Here is a 15,870-nt window from a genome sequence, read left to right as displayed (position 1 = left end):
ACTCAGACTGTGAAACTCATACTCGCTCCAATGGAAGGTTTAACCGACCCGATCATGCGGGATACACTCACATCTGTTGGTCACTTCGACTGGTGTGTAACCGAGTTTATTCGCGTTACAGACAGTATTTTGCCAGACCATATTTACTATAGTTTTTGTCCTGAACTTAAAAATGATGGTAAAACAGCTGCTGGAACACCTGTACACGTCCAGTTCTTAGGCAATAATCCAGAGATGCTGGCAGCAAATGCGGCAAAAGTCGTTGAACTGGGTGCTCCTGCAATCGACCTTAATTTTGGTTGTCCTGCAAAAACCGTCAATCGACATCGAGGTGGTTCGGTACTTCTTGATGAACCAGACGTAGTACATATACTCATTAAAGCTGTTCGAGATGCTGTACCTGCGCACATCCCTGTTTCAGCAAAAATGCGTTTAGGTTATCTAGATGAAAACCACACCATGGAAAACGCCCATGCTGTTGAAGATGCGGGTGCAAGCTGGTTAACTGTACATGCTCGAACTAAAGCAGATGGTTATACGCCACCAGCTTATTGGGAAAAAATTCTGCCTATTAAAGAAGCTTTAAAAATTAATGTGATTGCTAACGGCGAAATCTGGACCAATGCTGATGCTAGAGCTTGCCAGCAACAATCTGGCTGTGAAGATTTAATGATTGGCCGTGGTGCAGTGACTACTCCAGATTTAACACAATGTATTCGCCAAAATATGGATGAAGCACTGTTTACTTGGGAACAACTGGTTGACTTACAAATACGTTTTTTAAATGGTCAAGCAAAAACAGAAATTGGGATGGTTGGCCGTTATAAGCAGTGGTTAGGTATGATGACAAAAGCCTATCCTCAAGCGAAAGAATTATGGGACCAAGTGAAACGCATTAAAGCTTTAGATGAAATTGTTCAGCAGCTAGAGCAAACCAGTTCTTCTCGTATTTAATCACTCAAACAAAAGAGAGCGATTGTTTAGACAACCGCCCTCTTTTGGTATTTCAGGTTAAGTAATTATTAATTATTTTTTTAAAAGCCACTTACTTTCATTTTAAAGTCGGTCACCGAAGCACCCGTAACTCCAAAACTCCCCATAGACCCATTGGGTAAATTATTAAATGTTGTTGTACTTTGTGTACCTAAATTTCCTAAAGTCACATTGTTAAGTGATGCATCAAATTTACTAGATACACCTATATTTCCAATGGTAAGTCCAGTCGGATCAACTCCAGCATAAAATCCATCAAGAACAAAACCCGTTGACGCATTCGTACCTGCAAATTTAAACCCAAATGTAGCACCTGTGTTATCGGAAACTAAAGTAATCGGGCAGCCAGATGCAGCAGAACAAATCGATTGAATAGCTCCTCCAAATTTAACCATAACCGACTGGGCAGCATGTCCCAATTGAATATTTAAACGAGGCTTATTGGTTTGTACAAAGTTAATATCAAGATTACCAGTAGAACGAATCAGCTCTTTTACCCCGGTATTCACCGTTGTGCCCGAACTAAAAATTGATTTTGGTGCATAACTTGTTAATGCATAATCGGATGGGCTAGATAAAGATGTACTTGGTGCTAAATAAACTGAAAATGGTAAAAGCCGAATACCATTTACGTCACTCCCCATCGTGACAGCTAAATTTAAAAAAGGATTTCCACCACCAGCATCGGTATCGATTGCAATATTAAAAGAAGGATTTGTAGATACAGCAGCTTTAATAAACTCTATGCCAGGAACCGGGTTAGTAGAGTTTCCTGCAATGACAAGACCTGCTTTACTGTTGTACGACGTAGATGCAATACCGTTCGTATCAATCAAGGCGACTTGATTAAATTTAACTTGATCAGCCTGAATACCTAGGGTTAAACCATTTTGACCCGTCGCAGCCGCAAGACTTTGATCATCCAAAGGTTGCATCGCGCAAACACTTGAACTACCGGCAAGTAACAGCCAGCACCCTATATTTTTATTTTTCATGTCGCTCTAATCCTTAAGAGACAAACGTTTATTATTTGTTCAGACTATCAGAATAATATTCAAGTACAAAGCAATTATCCCTATAACCCGACGAATGCAAATCCAATCACACTAAACTAAAATTTATATAAAAAAGTGACGTTAAACGTCACTTTTATTGATTAGTTAAAGGCGCCATTTCTAGGCACAATGCTAAAGCTACTGTTTAGACGTCCACCCGTAATTGCAAGCTCACCTAAACGTGCTCCTGCACCTGTTGAAGGTGGGTAGAAATTAATATCTTTCACACGTAATGCACCGTCAATACTCTTATCAGGATTAAAATAAACCGCGGTATTTACACCAACTTTACCTAAACCACTTGCGGTATCTTTACCCACAACTAAAGCGGTATTAAACGCTAACTTTCCAGTAATATTGTCAAAACCAATTGCAGAACCATCAATCGGGTCACTAATTTGTACAGTATTTCCAGTTGCTGTCGCAGGCATTGTAAAATCGCCTAGTACAGTTAAAGCACTACCATCTGCAATTGAACTATTCGGCACTATCGATAAATTAAGATCGCCGCCTAAACGTAGTTTTAAACCAAATAAGACATCATTATTTTTGGCAAAGTTATCGATTGGCGAAGTACAAGACCCGGTTGCTGGACAAGTTTTGTATTTAGCTCCCGGTAAATAACCTGCCGCAATTTCGGTTGATAAAGCAAGTAACATATCTTTTAAACCGATATTTAAACTGCCATTTTCTAAACCAATAGTGCCATTGCCTTTGAGGAACATATCAATATTACGTAATCCCATATAATAATCGGTAGGGTTGCCCGCATTATTAGCATTTGGAGAACCATCAATTAATAAAATTGAAGTTGTTTTAGTACCGCCTGCATCTCGACCTGTCGTTCCGACAGCTATACCAAAACCTAAACGTGAAGTTGTACCAGATGTTGCAACTAAATTTTGAATCGGTTTACCGTTGGCATCTTTTGTATAGTAATAAGCACTATTTGCAGGCGCATCTACACCATAGACAGCGGCATTCGCATTTAAATTATAAAAAGGTAATGCCAAACCCCACTGGTTATTTAAACCATTATCTGCAAATTGATTAGCAGCAGCGACATTTGCACTGGTGGTAAAACGACCTCGTCTTGAAAATGCCTGAAACTCTGCTCCACGCATGGCAAGAATTAAGCTAAATGGATTAGTCACCGTATCACGATGAATATTATGTTGATAATCGGCAGCAGTTGTTAAAGTGCCGGATCCTAAACGAATTGCATTTAACGTTGCGTTATTTGGCATTAATAAAGTTTTTGTATCAGCAAGATTTAGATAAATATTTCCGCTGTCAAAATAACCGCGTGTAGCCGAGTTCAGCCCCGTTAAATTACCGAATTCAAAACCATAAGCATTCAGACCTGCACCACCAATTTCCAAGGTAGTTGCTTTACCATCTGAACCTAACATCGAATCATTATCTTTAGTGAACTCCCCTTTCATACGAAAGGCAATTCCAGAGTTACCTAAAATACTATTACTTGAACCCGTTCCAGAAGCCGTATTGGCAGTACCTAATGTTGTTTTATCTGAAGAACCATCCATACCACGGACTTGTAGGTAACTGTTAACCATACGGCCGCTAGCACCTAAACGAATCAAGCCTTTAGAATTCTGTGGGCTATTTGTCGTGTCTAGGGCATAAGAATTTGCCTTATCAACATTTGAGCTAAGCATTACTTCAATATTTAGACCTGAATTGGTTACTTTCCCACTACTGTCTACATATGTACCAGCAGTTAAACCAGAAGCAGAATCGGCGACACGATTAAAATCGACATAGCCATAGGTACTATTTGGAGTTTGCCCAACCGCAGCAGTATTATTCCCTGTATTAGTTTGTAAGACTATGCCACGGGTAGGATCAATAAACATGACGCCTTTACCAACAAAATTAAAGTTAAAATTCTTTAATATCAATTGATTTAGCTGACTACGCGCATCTAATTGCCCTAAATAAATATTTGCATTATTTAGACCAAGCGTCATGCTTGACTGACTATTCGGGCTAAATAAACCATCTTGAGTAGCAAGAGCCAAGTTTAAAGGCGAAGTTGTTTGTATAGCCAACTGTCCTAAAGTAGGTGAACAAGCAGCCGAACTATTACAGACTTTGACGCTATTTACAGTAATGAGCGAGGGGCTACTTTGCATAGAAAAATCGACCCCTGCTTTACCTGTAGTCGCATTACTTCCTACGTCTAAACGGTAGTTTGTACCTAAAGCTTGTGTAGAGGCATTGCTTTTTTGTATTTTTACACCACTCGCTTGAGCTCTTAAAATTTGATCAGCACTTGTTGGTGTGCCTGCATGGTCGTCCCAATAAGCATTATCAATATTGATTTCGTTGAAAGTCGTTTGTATCGAGATTCCATCTTGACCATTGACCGCACTCAAATCGGCATCTGTTAACGCTTCTAAAGCAAAAACCTGTCCGCTCACTAACAACATACTGGCTGTTAATGTATTTAAAATAAACTTTGAGCCGTGACTTTCTTTATTTTTGTTCATCACTTCAGTTCCTTTGAAATCTACATTAACCTTTAACAACGTGGATGGCTACCATCACAGCTAAAGACCATGACTTTTCCTTGGATAGCCAAATTCCCATTCATCATCAAGCCCATAAAACCAGTTTCACGTCCATGGTCATACGCCGATGGGGTCGCAGTAGCAACTTGCTGGTTTGCACTATTAGCAGTGGCCTCATAAGTTGGCTTTTTGAAATATGCATAATCATACATATTTGCACTCGAGCCTTGCGCTGTTGTTGAACTGGTAAAGTTATCTTGCTCAATTGATAAGGCATTAAAACCAAAGTTACGAATTAAAATTGGCTGTGCTGCACTAAAACTAAGTTGAATAGCCGGTTTTATAATTTCCGTATTACTTTTATCAAGATACTTTAAATCAGCACCATCCAAACCCATTTTTTGAATATTTAAAGTGCCTTGCACACCTTTAAATACTAACCAAAGTTTATTACCGCTGTCGCTATTTTCAGCCCAACCACTTGGCTTAGTCGCATCTGCTTGCACAAAGCGTTTATTAATTGCTAAACCAATATGACAGAACTCTACCTTTTCACAAACGCCACCACTGCCATTATCAAATATACCGTTACTGGTCTGGTTTAAATTAAGCATGAGTGATAAATCAGCACCAGCTTGGCCATTAATTGCCTGTAATGCATCATTATCCAAGGTTTGTAACTCTGCATGAGTCACAGTTGCACAAAGAGTAAAGAGTAAAGCAGTTATTTTTTTCATCGCGTTACTCTCCTCTTATAAACCTTTTGTGGTGAGCTTTAAATGTTGAATTAAAACACCATCAATAACAGCTGAACCTAAATTGTTTAGAGGACTAATATTGGATAATGCAGGTGCCTGATTGGCAGTTGGAATCACATAGCCTGTGGTGCCATTACTACTTCCAATTAAATCATTGACAACAGCATTTCTTGATGTGAGCCATGGAATAGCAGAATTATTCCAATCTCGGTTTAAAACAGTTCCATACATTGGGGTTGAACCTGATTTGTTGGTGCATCCTAATAGACTAGAACACTGTGGTGCATCTGCTGGTTTAGCTGTTGGATCCGTAATTACCCAAGTGCCTGTTCCTTTGTTATATTCCCACTGATATAAATAACCAGCAGTTTTATAACCACAGTCTGAATTAAATAAACCACAACTATATTCCTGATTCCATGTTTGAGTATTCTGTTGTCTTTGCTTAAAACGGACTTCTGTCATAGTTGCCGAGGTAGTTCCAGACACAGAATTGTTCAATGACACTAGACTACCAGCGGAGGTTCCAGAAACTTGCGTACCTGTTGAAATTAAGCGCCCAAATGAAACGCCTATTGCCCCTTCACCTGTATTTGCTAACAAGGTTTTTCCATTATCAGGACTATAGACCGTACCAATTGCGATACTACTATGCGTTGGGTTAGCACAAGAGTAAACATTACAAGTAGAACCTTTATAAGTCGTATCAGCACCAGTATAGTCAGTATAGACCTGTTTATATATTTCTGGCTTATTGGCAATTCTCGCAATTTCTATACTAAAGTTTTTACCATCAGTCCCTAAAATAACGGGTTGATATAAATTACCTAATACTAAATTAATATTTGGATTGTATAAATATAAACCCTCACTATCAGCAAATTTCGGTGCTATAGCACCAGTAGAATCCAATGCTGGTGTATATAACTTGTTTGATGTATTTGGTGAATCTGAAGTTTCACGGGTACTAAATCGTAAGACTTTACTCGTATCGTTAAAGGAATTACGCGTCTTACTTGATGTTCTTGTATCTGTTCTTGTGCGATTTTCTACGTAATAACGACATCCACGTAATGTGCTAAAGCTTCCCGTTCCACTATTACCACAATCTCCAGTGCTACTCGTGCTTAATGTAGAATTTGCGCCTGCATGTACCGTTTGCCAACCATTATTGGTACTCGATGCATATGTCTGGGTTTGACTCGTAACGTTTTCAGTCACTATACTGGTATTTTTACTATCACCTGTATTTAAGCGGACTAGGCCAGACATACCTAAAGTATTATTGTAAAAGGGGCTCATTCCACCTGTAGTAGTTGCTCCACCTAAAGTTTGAAACATACTAATCTGGCTGCCATTCAGACTAAAGCCATTTAAAACACCTTGTAAGCGCAATCGGTTAGCCCGATTTGTATCAATACTGGTACCAATTAATCCATTACTATCGCCATACTGGAACTGTGCTAAAGAGCCATCTGTAGTCGCTACAATATTAGGATTCCGTACAAAGGCATCAGCCCATAATCCTAATTTTAAATTATATGCATCAGCTCCTTCTGCACCATCAATTGTTGGTTGATATAAAGGAGCCTCTAAAGATAAATATGTTACAGGGTAAAGAGAACTATCCGTTGTACTAAAATTAGGAACATTCGTAGCAGTTTTTACCTTAAATATCCAAGGATTGGCTGCTGTGCCCCAACTCGAAATCGCTGCTGCTGTTGCAGTATTGGCAATACGTGAGTTTGCATCACCGTCCGATTTGGAAAGTGCTAAACCATAAAGAAAGATATCAGCTTTACCTACTGCGCGGTCTTCTGGCCCCACAGTGCCATTACCACTAGTATCGGCAGCAGCCACACTCAAGGGTCCTACAGGCACATAGTTAATAGAGCCTATATCTTTACTACGATCAGTAATAATTTGATTTACAGATTCATTTGGACCAGCACCACGAAATACCATAAATGCATTTTGAGGTAATATTGCAATACCTTCGCCCGTAGTTTCACTTAAACCGGCATCAGAAAGTTCTTCAAGAGCAAAGCTAGATTGACTTAAACAGAGTCCAATTAAGCTTGCTAAAACGGTTTTTTGAAAACCGACCGTATAATTAAGTGTAGTCATCATGACCTTCCTGTTTTATACGATGCCGCGCACCATATTTCTTTTTCTTGAACAGTCCTTGAGGCAAGATGAAATTATTTCCTTTTTCATCTCACTAGGGGCAAACTCTAAAAATTGCCAATCTTTCCACATTTCCATTATGCTGAATATTTACTCAAATGCAAAATTAAATCAGCAAAAACGCTTTTTTCCGATGAATGAAAATATTGATTTTTAGCTCAACTAACAGAATTTCAAAGAGCCATAACAGTTAGCTGAGAAATTTTGTTTTTGTAAGACAACATTAGTTAAGGTCATAGAGGCTGGCGTTTTTCCTGTTAAATCAACTGTCCCTACAGGAAGATTCCCTACTATTAAACAATTAGCTGCTAAAATTCCACATTCTACTGCGTGACCTGGACTATTTAAGTAAGCACTTACTTGCCCTAATGCATCAACAATTGTAGAAAGTGCAATATCAACGCTACCTGTAGGAGTAATTTGGCCGATATCAATTGGATTTGTGAGTTCTAGCCACCACCCAGTCTGTGCAGTAGAAGCAGCTTCAGGCCATAGAATATTTACCCCCTGTACGGAAAGATACCCTGCGGATCCATTTAATTGTGCAGCATGGAAATAACCCAGACTTTGTTTAATTGCTACATTAACATCTAGATTATCTACAGAACCTGTTACATTACCAGAAATAGGAATAGGAATTCCAAGTACTGAAGCTGTAGCATTTAGGGTCCCACTAATAGCCAGACCGCCGACTGTAGCTGTCGCTTTTAAATTAGCCGTATTTATACGTTTACCCGTAATAATCTGTTCCCCCATCGACAATGTACCCGTACCTACACCTAAATTTAAGTTATATGCAGTGGATGTAAAAGGAACCGTGACACCCTGTCCTAGAACAGTTGCTCGACCAGTAATTGCTGTGTTTGTTTCATCTTGAGTAATACCATAGTAAGGATTCGTTGTCACAGTCCCGCCTGTTGGTTTAGTAATTAAGTAACCACTCAAAGAATTAATACCACTCGCAGCATCGCCATTTTGCAAACCAAAGGTAAGTAAACCCGAAAGCGATTTAGCACTTAATCGGAAACCTTGTATTTCACGTGTAGACGCTGAATTCGGGTTCTTAACAGCGAACTCTAAAAATGGATTAGTAATAACTGCTGAAGAGGCAGCACGTTCAGCACTGGTACTATCTACAGTACCACCACTTAAGCTTAAATAATCGATATCAATATCACAGGCCCCTGCTCCATTGACACCACCACAACCTAACTGTAATTTTTTAATATTGGCATTCAGTTCTAATTGGGCATCTAGAGCAAGTCGATAGAAGCCCATGTTTCCGTTAGTATTAGAATTACTTGCAGCATCGGTAGGCGCAATATAAGACATACTCATCAAGGCTTGGCCACGAGTAGCTGACAATTCAGCATCTGACATTGGAACTAAAGTAGAACCAGCATAAGCTGAAGAAAAGCATAAACTTCCGAGTGCTAATATCGCAACCTGAAGAGACGTAAACTGTCGCATGACCGACCTCCGTATCCTTGGGGGCATAATCTAATTTCTTTTTATTTGGCTTCTTTTTCTTTAATGTACTCTTAAACTAAATACATAAGAAAAATACCGATATTTACGATTTCGCTTCTTTTTAATTTGTGTGATCCACATCAAAGAAAAAAATCAATTCTTGATCATTTTATATCATTTTCTACAAAAGAAAATGTACCTTATTAATATTCCGATAAACGTCACTTTCTAAGGTATATATAAAAAATAGGCCACTTAAAGTGACCCATTTTTAAAGCTCATCTATTTATAACAACTTATGTTTTAGGAAGTGTAACTCCAGTTTGACCTTGGTATTTACCACCACGATCTTTATAAGAGGTTTCGCATACTTCATCACTTTCGAAGAATAGCATTTGTGCTACACCTTCACCCGCATAAATACGCGCCGGTAAGTTCGTAGTATTTGAAAATTCTAAAGTAACGTGCCCTTCCCATTCTGGCTCTAAAGGAGTGACATTTACAATAATACCGCAACGTGCATAAGTTGATTTACCAAGGCACACAGTCAAAACATTACGTGGAATACGGAAATATTCAATTGTACGCGCTAGAGCAAATGAATTAGGCGGAATAATACAAACGTCAGACTCAATATCGATAAAACTTTTTTCATCGAAATTTTTTGGATCAACAATTGCAGAATGTACGTTAGTGAAAACTTTAAATTCGCGGGCACAGCGTACGTCATAACCATAGCTAGAGACCCCGTAGGAAATCAATTTTTCGCCATTCTTATCAAAACGGACTTGATTCTCTGCATAAGGTTCAATCATGCCGTGTTTTTCGCTCATCTCGCGAATCCAACGATCAGACTTAATAGCCATGTATTTTCTATCCAAAAGGTAATTTCATTGATTGCGACGTACTTTAACGTAAAAAAGCAATTATGAAAACAATGACGGCTACTCTTATCGCTAAGAATAGCCCGGAATAAATTTTTAAAGATTTAATAAAGCAGAATAGCTAATTGGAATTGAGAAACTAACTAAAACCAACGAGGCTGTTCTTTGTAAATTTGATTGATTTAACCAACGTACTTTATTTGCAGCCAAGACTGACCCTAAAAAAATCCAGAATAAGGCAATTGGGGTAATTAAAGCTAAATAAGCCAGCATATGAATGAGATAAATATGAAAATTAGTCCACGCTGCAACAGGGAAAATCGCTGAAGCAAAAAGTAATGCCTTAGGATTTAGTAAAGTTGCACAAAATAATTCACGTGGGCGAATAGTTGGCTGATCTAGTTCAAGCTGTTGATTTGCCGTGTGCCATAATTTAATTGCTAAAAAAATAATATAACAAGCACTGAGCAATTTAAGTATAGGAGGTAATAAAGGAAGCGTTGCAGAAACTTTCCCGATTAACATTCCCCAAGCTGAAATCGAAATCACATACCCTAGAACTTCTGCCGGAATTAATTTAGCAGATTTTTTGAGGCCTACTTGTACTCCTGATGATGCAAGTAGAGTATTTGTTGGGCCAGGGGTAAGTAAAATAGAGGCAACCAAGCCAATAAAAAGCCATGAAATCATTGAATGACCTCACAATGTAGTCATCTCAGATTAATAGATATTATTCTAGAAGGCAAAATCTAATTGTAAGACAATTTTTTAATATCTTAAGAAATAAAATTTAAAAATTATTTATAAACAATAATTTATTAAAATTTTATTAATTCTAAGCTAAAAAACTATAGAGTCAGTCACAGCGTTTTGCGTACCAAATTATATTTAAGTAATATAAGTATTTTTATTTTAAATCTATTTTTACATTAAAAAGGCCTATAATAAATTATTACTGCAGTAAGTTTAATTTTTAAGCTTTTAATAAGTTTCAATTAATATATTGTTTCTCTGTGTTTATACGAGCCCCTACGCTCTACTATCCTATGATTATGGCAAAGCAATTTTTTCAATCTTGGCTTCCTTCTCCAGAGAAAGTTTCAAATATGAAATTTTTAAGGATTTTCGGGCAAAAAACCCTTAATCCTGTGCTTTGGTATGTCAACCGTAAATCTATTACCCGTGCCATTTTTGTAGGGACTTTTTTCGGTTTACTGCCTATACCCTTTCATAGTGTATTTATTGTTATGGCAGTTTTACTGTTTGAAGTTAATTTACCTATTAGCTTAATGCTTGCTTGGCTCAGCAATCCTCTTACATTAGCGCCTATTTTATATATTGGTTTCTGGTTTGGTGCCCATATTTATCATGTACATATGATAAATAAGAAAATGCTTTTAGGGGTGCTTCACCAGATTTCACGTTGGATTACGCATTTTGGTCATGGTCATATCGATTTGAGCCTCGCTAAAATTTTAATATCAGGTCTCATTGTCGAAGCGTTTGTATTTGCAACCATACTATATATAGTGACTGAGGTTTTTTGGCGTTGGATGGTCATTCGAAACTGGAAAAATAGAACAGGTCATAAAAAACAAGAAGACGCTCTATAAGAATTCATCTTCTTGCCTAAAATTAAATTGTTATTTTGGTAGTTTAGATTTCATATATTCTTCAGCTACGTTAAGCACGTAGTCTTGGCAAGCTTCTCCTGTACCAGGGTCATAAGCCCCGTTATTTGTAATATTATTAGATAAAATTCGAATTCCTAAAAACGGAACATTTAATTGACTAGCAATTTGCGCAACAGAAGCCGCTTCCATTTCTTCAACTGATGTACCATAACGCTCATGGAAAAATTGAATTCGATCAAGTTCATTATTCCAAACATCTGCCGAGCCAATCGTTCCTTCAACCACCTCACCTTTGTCATAACGTACTTTATGTGCCGCCATTAATAGCTCTTGGTCACCTTCAAATTTGCGAATTGCAATAGGCTCAGGCTCAGATTCTTCTGTCGGTAAAACATCAAAAGCCTCAACCCATGTAAGTGAGTTTGAACCACCACCTAATGGCTGTTTAGGCGTTCTAAACGCCCCAATATTGGTTGCATATTTTCCTAAAACGATATCGTAAACATGAAGATCAGGATCGTGCCCCCCTGCTGTTCCTTGGTTAATAATCGCAATCGGTTTATAACGTTCAATTGCCAAAGCGGTTGCGGCAGCAGAGTTACTCATCCCCATACGTGTTTTAGAAATAATCATTGGATAACCATTGTAGGTTCCTTTCCAAAAGGTCCAGCCACCTATTTTTTCAACAGTTTTATTTTCTAACTTTGAAGCCATTCTTTCCGACTCTACGGGTAAAGCACCCTGAATAATAATCGGCTGTAACTTCTGTTTTTGTTCCTGAACAGTTGGTGTTTGTGAAACTGATGAGTTGTCATCATTACATCCAACTAAAAATAAAGCGCTACATAAACTGATAACGCCCAAACTATACTTAAATTGCATTTTCCACCTGTTTCTTTGAAAAAGAAGCGTAAAGTAGCAATCTGCATGCCAATTTCAAGTTTAGCTTTGTTATTTAGATTCAGTAATTTAAATTTTTCTTTTAATCAGCCAATAAAAAACCCGACTTAAAGTCGGGTCAAATGAATCAAAAAATTCGTTTGTCATCTCGTGTGCGCTGAGGGATTTTTTCAATCTGTTGCCACACTGCTTTCGCAATATCGATATAACTATCAGCTGCGTCATCCATTGCAACAACACTCGGTTTGCCCTGATCCGCATGCTCACGTATTTGAGCATTTAAAGGCAAACGACCCAGCAATGGAATATGGTACTGCTCGGAAAGCTTATCACCACCACCGATACCAAAAATTTGCTCTTCATGACCACAGTTTGAACAAATGTGGGTCGACATGTTCTCAACGACACCTAATACCGGAATACCAACTTTATTAAACAACTCGATTCCTTTAGTCGCATCAAGCAAAGCAACATTTTGTGGGGTCGTCACAATGATTGAGCCAGTCACTGGAATACGCTGTGCAAGTGTCAGCTGAATATCGCCTGTACCCGGCGGCATATCAATCATGAGTACATCTAAATCTGGCCAAAGCGTTTGATTAAATAATTGCATTAGAGCGCCTGTAGCCTTCGGTCCACGCCATGCAACAGGTGTGTTGTTATCGCCAGTTAGATGTCCAATAGAAAGTACTGCCATACCGTAAGCATCTAAAGGCACAAAATTTTCACTTTCAATCAGAGGAGTTTTACCAGCATTACCTAGCATGGTCGGGATACTTGGTCCATAGATATCAGCATCTAATACCCCAACCTTAAGTCCCATTTTTTGTAAGGCAAGCGCTAAATTGACCGTAGTTGTCGATTTACCAACACCACCTTTACCTGATGAAACTAAAATCACATTCTTGATTCGAGGATGAAGTGGCACATCTCTTTGTTGCGGCGCCGCTTTCTGAATGGGTGGGTTATTTGGATCCGGTTCAGACTTAGGTGAAGCATCAAGCACAGGAGGTAAATTCGAATTCTCTTTCGGTGCTTTAGATGAACAACCTTGACCCGAACTCTCTTGTGTAGGACGCTTTTGTTGAACTACATGTAAATTAAGTTCTTCAATACCACACTTTTGCAAAGCGCCAGCTAAATCATCATGAATTTGCTGCAAGTATTCTTTTTCGTCTGGGAAAGTATTAATGGTGAGTTGTAAAACACGACCTTGCACTTGAAGCTGACTAATGCGCTCTTTTAAAGCATCTTTTGAATCTGGCAATAAATAATTTTGGAGTACGGTTTGGATTTCCTCTTCTTTCACTTCTTGTGCGGGTGAAAAAACGGATTTTAATGAAGAAAGCCAAGACATATTGTTTACTCCAAAAACAGATCATTACAGCTTAATGGAGATAGTGTAACAGTATTGCTCCGCACTCGCTCACCTTGGGATGAATAATTACTAACTTCAGAACTCATCTTTTAGGTAAGGAGTACGGATTTTAGTTTAAATCAGCTTATTCAGCAGAATCATGATTTTTCAATTTATTAAGTTTTTCGGTAGCTGTTTTCTTCAACTCATCAAATTTCGCAGTTGCTTGAGTTTTTAACTCATCAAATTTTGTAGCCGCCTCTTCCTTTAATTCTGCAGCTTTGGCTTTAGCATCATCAAGTTTATGCGCTGCTTCAGTACGTAAATGATCAAACTTGTCTTGCAGGCTATGCTGAGCATCATCAAGTTTGCCTTTCAAATCACTAGCTTTATCTTCAACTGCCTCTTTTGCAGCAGCTTGTTTTTCTTTTACATTTTCCTTTAAATCTTCCAAGGCTTTTTCACCTTGTACTTTTGCATCGGCCGCTTTGGTCTTTAGCTCATCTACTTTATCTGCAACTGCTTCTTTACCCGCAGTTTGTTTCTCTTTTACATTTTCTTTTAAATCGTCCAAAGCTTTTTCACCTTGTACTTTTGCATCAGCCGCTTTTGCCTTTAATTCATCTAATTTATTTTCAGTAGTCATCGTTGTTATCCTCATCGTTAATTAAAAAAATTACCTGAATAAGTTATTAGTTATACATCGTTATGGCTTATTTTCTGACCGTAACTGCAATTTGAAACAAAGACAATACAGGAAGATTCAAATATTTTTTGATTTGTTTATCTGTTCTAAAGAGAAATAACTTCTGGCTTAGAGGTGGTCCCACATGTTTGAACAACTAAAAGCTTATTTATAAGTGATACTCTGCTCTAGTTAAGCTACCTTATTTTGTTGTGGTAGCTGGTCATAGTAAAACTCATCTGGAGTCATTTTGTCCAGACTCGAATGAGGTCGTTTCAAATTATAAAATTCAAAATATGCGTTTAATTGCTTCTTCGCATCCAAAACATTGCTGTAGGCTTTGAGATACACCTCTTCATATTTAACGCTCCGCCATAATCGTTCAACCATCACATTATCAACCCATCGACCTTTACCATCCATGCTGATTTGGATGTCATTTGATTTCAATACATCAATAAATGCATCACTGGTAAACTGACTGCCTTGGTCTGTATTAAATATTTCAGGTCGACCATATTTTTCAATAGCTTCATTTAATGTTTCTATGCAAAATGTAACCTCCATACTAATCGATACTCTATGCGCAAGTACCTTGCGGCTATGCCAATCAATCACAGCACATAAATAAACAAAGCCTTTTGCCATAGGGATATACGTTATATCCGTAGACCACACTTGATTACTGCGCTGAATAGCCAATCCTTTGAGCAGATATGGATATTTGCGGTGAGCTTGATTAGCCTGGCTTAAATTTGGTTTGCAATATAACGCATTAATGCCCATTTTCTTCATTAAAGTACGTGTATGACGTCGTCCTATATGATGTCCTTGACGATTCAACAAATCACGCATCATACGGCTACCTGCAAAAGGGTATTGCATATGTAACTCATCCATACACCGCATCAGCTTCAGATCTGATGCACTCACAGGTTTTGGGCGATAGTAATAACAACCACGGGAGACTTTCAGCAGCTGAGCTTGCTTAGATACTGAAATCTGAAGTGAGTCATCGATTAACTTTTGTGGTTGAAGCGGCCCAGTTTCTTCAACACACCTTCTAAAAAATCAATTTCTAATGCCTGCTCACCGATTTTTGCATGTAGTTTTTTTAGATCGATGGGTGGTTCTGTTGGAGCTTTTGATTGATCGAAAGCTTGCGAGGAAGCTGAAATCAGTTGATTTTTCCAGTCGATAATTTGGTTTTGATGAACATCAAATTCAGCACTCAATTCAGCAAGTGTTTTTTCTGCTTTAATCGCAGCAAGTGCTACCTTAGCTTTAAAATCATTTGAATGATTTCTTCTTGGTCTACGTGCCATAAAATACTCCATATATTGATGTTTATAACATCATTTGGGGAGCAAAATATCACTTATAAGTGTTGTTCAAATTTCCTGATCCACCTCT

General features: G+C 38.1%; 13 protein-coding genes. 2 read left to right on the top strand and 11 right to left on the bottom strand.

Annotated features, from left to right (window positions below; translation table 11 throughout):
* Positions 1–9 precede the first annotated feature (9 nt).
* Positions 10–954, top strand: a complete 945-nt coding sequence (locus MKL36_RS07570) for a tRNA dihydrouridine synthase (RefSeq protein ID WP_021511501.1) — start codon at positions 10–12, stop codon at positions 952–954.
* Positions 955–1,034: 80 nt separating this feature from the next.
* On the opposite strand, the gene MKL36_RS07565 is transcribed toward MKL36_RS07570, so the two are convergent.
* The 7 genes from MKL36_RS07565 to MKL36_RS07535 all read right to left on the bottom strand — a co-directional run bounded on the left by MKL36_RS07565 (position 1,035) and on the right by MKL36_RS07535 (position 10,571).
* Positions 1,035–1,988, bottom strand: a complete 954-nt coding sequence (locus MKL36_RS07565) for a DUF6160 family protein (protein ID WP_000791871.1) — start codon at positions 1,986–1,988, stop codon at positions 1,035–1,037.
* Between the two features lie 161 nt (positions 1,989–2,149).
* On the bottom strand, positions 2,150–4,561 hold the full coding sequence (locus tag MKL36_RS07560; protein WP_021511502.1) for a DUF6160 family protein: 2,412 nt from the start codon (positions 4,559–4,561) through the stop codon (positions 2,150–2,152).
* A gap of 32 nt (positions 4,562–4,593) precedes the next feature.
* The gene (locus MKL36_RS07555; protein WP_021511503.1) at positions 4,594–5,319 is read right to left on the bottom strand and encodes a hypothetical protein; all 726 of its coding nucleotides are present in this window, start codon (positions 5,317–5,319) and stop codon (positions 4,594–4,596) included.
* 15 nt (positions 5,320–5,334) lie between these two features.
* Positions 5,335–7,467, bottom strand: coding sequence for a hypothetical protein (locus MKL36_RS07550; RefSeq protein ID WP_000209688.1), 2,133 nt, complete (start codon positions 7,465–7,467; stop codon positions 5,335–5,337).
* Positions 7,468–7,689: 222 nt separating this feature from the next.
* The gene (locus MKL36_RS07545; protein WP_001248735.1) at positions 7,690–8,997 is read right to left on the bottom strand and encodes a hypothetical protein; all 1,308 of its coding nucleotides are present in this window, start codon (positions 8,995–8,997) and stop codon (positions 7,690–7,692) included.
* 296 nt (positions 8,998–9,293) lie between these two features.
* The gene (gene dcd, locus MKL36_RS07540) at positions 9,294–9,863 is read right to left on the bottom strand and encodes a dCTP deaminase (RefSeq protein ID WP_000985728.1); all 570 of its coding nucleotides are present in this window, start codon (positions 9,861–9,863) and stop codon (positions 9,294–9,296) included.
* A 114-nt stretch (positions 9,864–9,977) separates the two neighbouring features.
* A complete protein-coding gene (locus MKL36_RS07535; RefSeq protein WP_021511504.1) occupies positions 9,978–10,571 on the bottom strand; it encodes a LysE family translocator in 594 nt (197 codons plus the stop codon).
* A 356-nt stretch (positions 10,572–10,927) separates the two neighbouring features.
* Between MKL36_RS07535 and MKL36_RS07530 the strand changes: the two genes are divergently transcribed.
* Entirely contained in the window at positions 10,928–11,494 is a 567-nt protein-coding gene (locus tag MKL36_RS07530) for a DUF2062 domain-containing protein (protein ID WP_000605097.1), read from the top strand.
* 30 nt (positions 11,495–11,524) lie between these two features.
* Here MKL36_RS07530 and MKL36_RS07525 read toward each other — a convergent pair whose 3' ends face one another.
* From MKL36_RS07525 to MKL36_RS07510, 4 genes are all read right to left on the bottom strand, one after another.
* Positions 11,525–12,397 (bottom strand): 5'-methylthioadenosine/S-adenosylhomocysteine nucleosidase, encoded by an 873-nt coding sequence (locus MKL36_RS07525; protein ID WP_001159880.1) that lies wholly within the window; start codon positions 12,395–12,397, stop codon positions 11,525–11,527.
* Between the two features lie 145 nt (positions 12,398–12,542).
* Positions 12,543–13,772 carry an iron-sulfur cluster carrier protein ApbC gene (gene apbC / locus MKL36_RS07520; RefSeq protein WP_000118693.1) on the bottom strand — a complete coding sequence of 410 codons (1,230 nt, stop codon included), beginning with the start codon at positions 13,770–13,772 and terminating at the stop codon, positions 12,543–12,545.
* A 145-nt stretch (positions 13,773–13,917) separates the two neighbouring features.
* Complete coding sequence (locus tag MKL36_RS07515; RefSeq protein ID WP_000206127.1) at positions 13,918–14,418, bottom strand: hypothetical protein; 501 nt, start codon at positions 14,416–14,418, stop codon at positions 13,918–13,920.
* 231 nt (positions 14,419–14,649) lie between these two features.
* A protein-coding gene (locus tag MKL36_RS07510; RefSeq protein ID WP_085944219.1) for an IS3 family transposase occupies positions 14,650–15,794 on the bottom strand; the annotation gives its coding sequence in 2 pieces (ribosomal slippage) (positions 14,650–15,530 and positions 15,530–15,794; 1,146 coding nt in all).
* Positions 15,795–15,870 lie beyond the last annotated feature (76 nt).

It is taken from the genome of Acinetobacter sp. AOR12_HL, from assembly GCF_027855275.1.
Lineage (GTDB): Bacteria > Pseudomonadota > Gammaproteobacteria > Pseudomonadales > Moraxellaceae > Acinetobacter > Acinetobacter baumannii.
The sequence above is the reverse complement of the archived record's forward strand: the minus strand, read 5'-3'. Positions and strand labels throughout refer to the sequence as shown.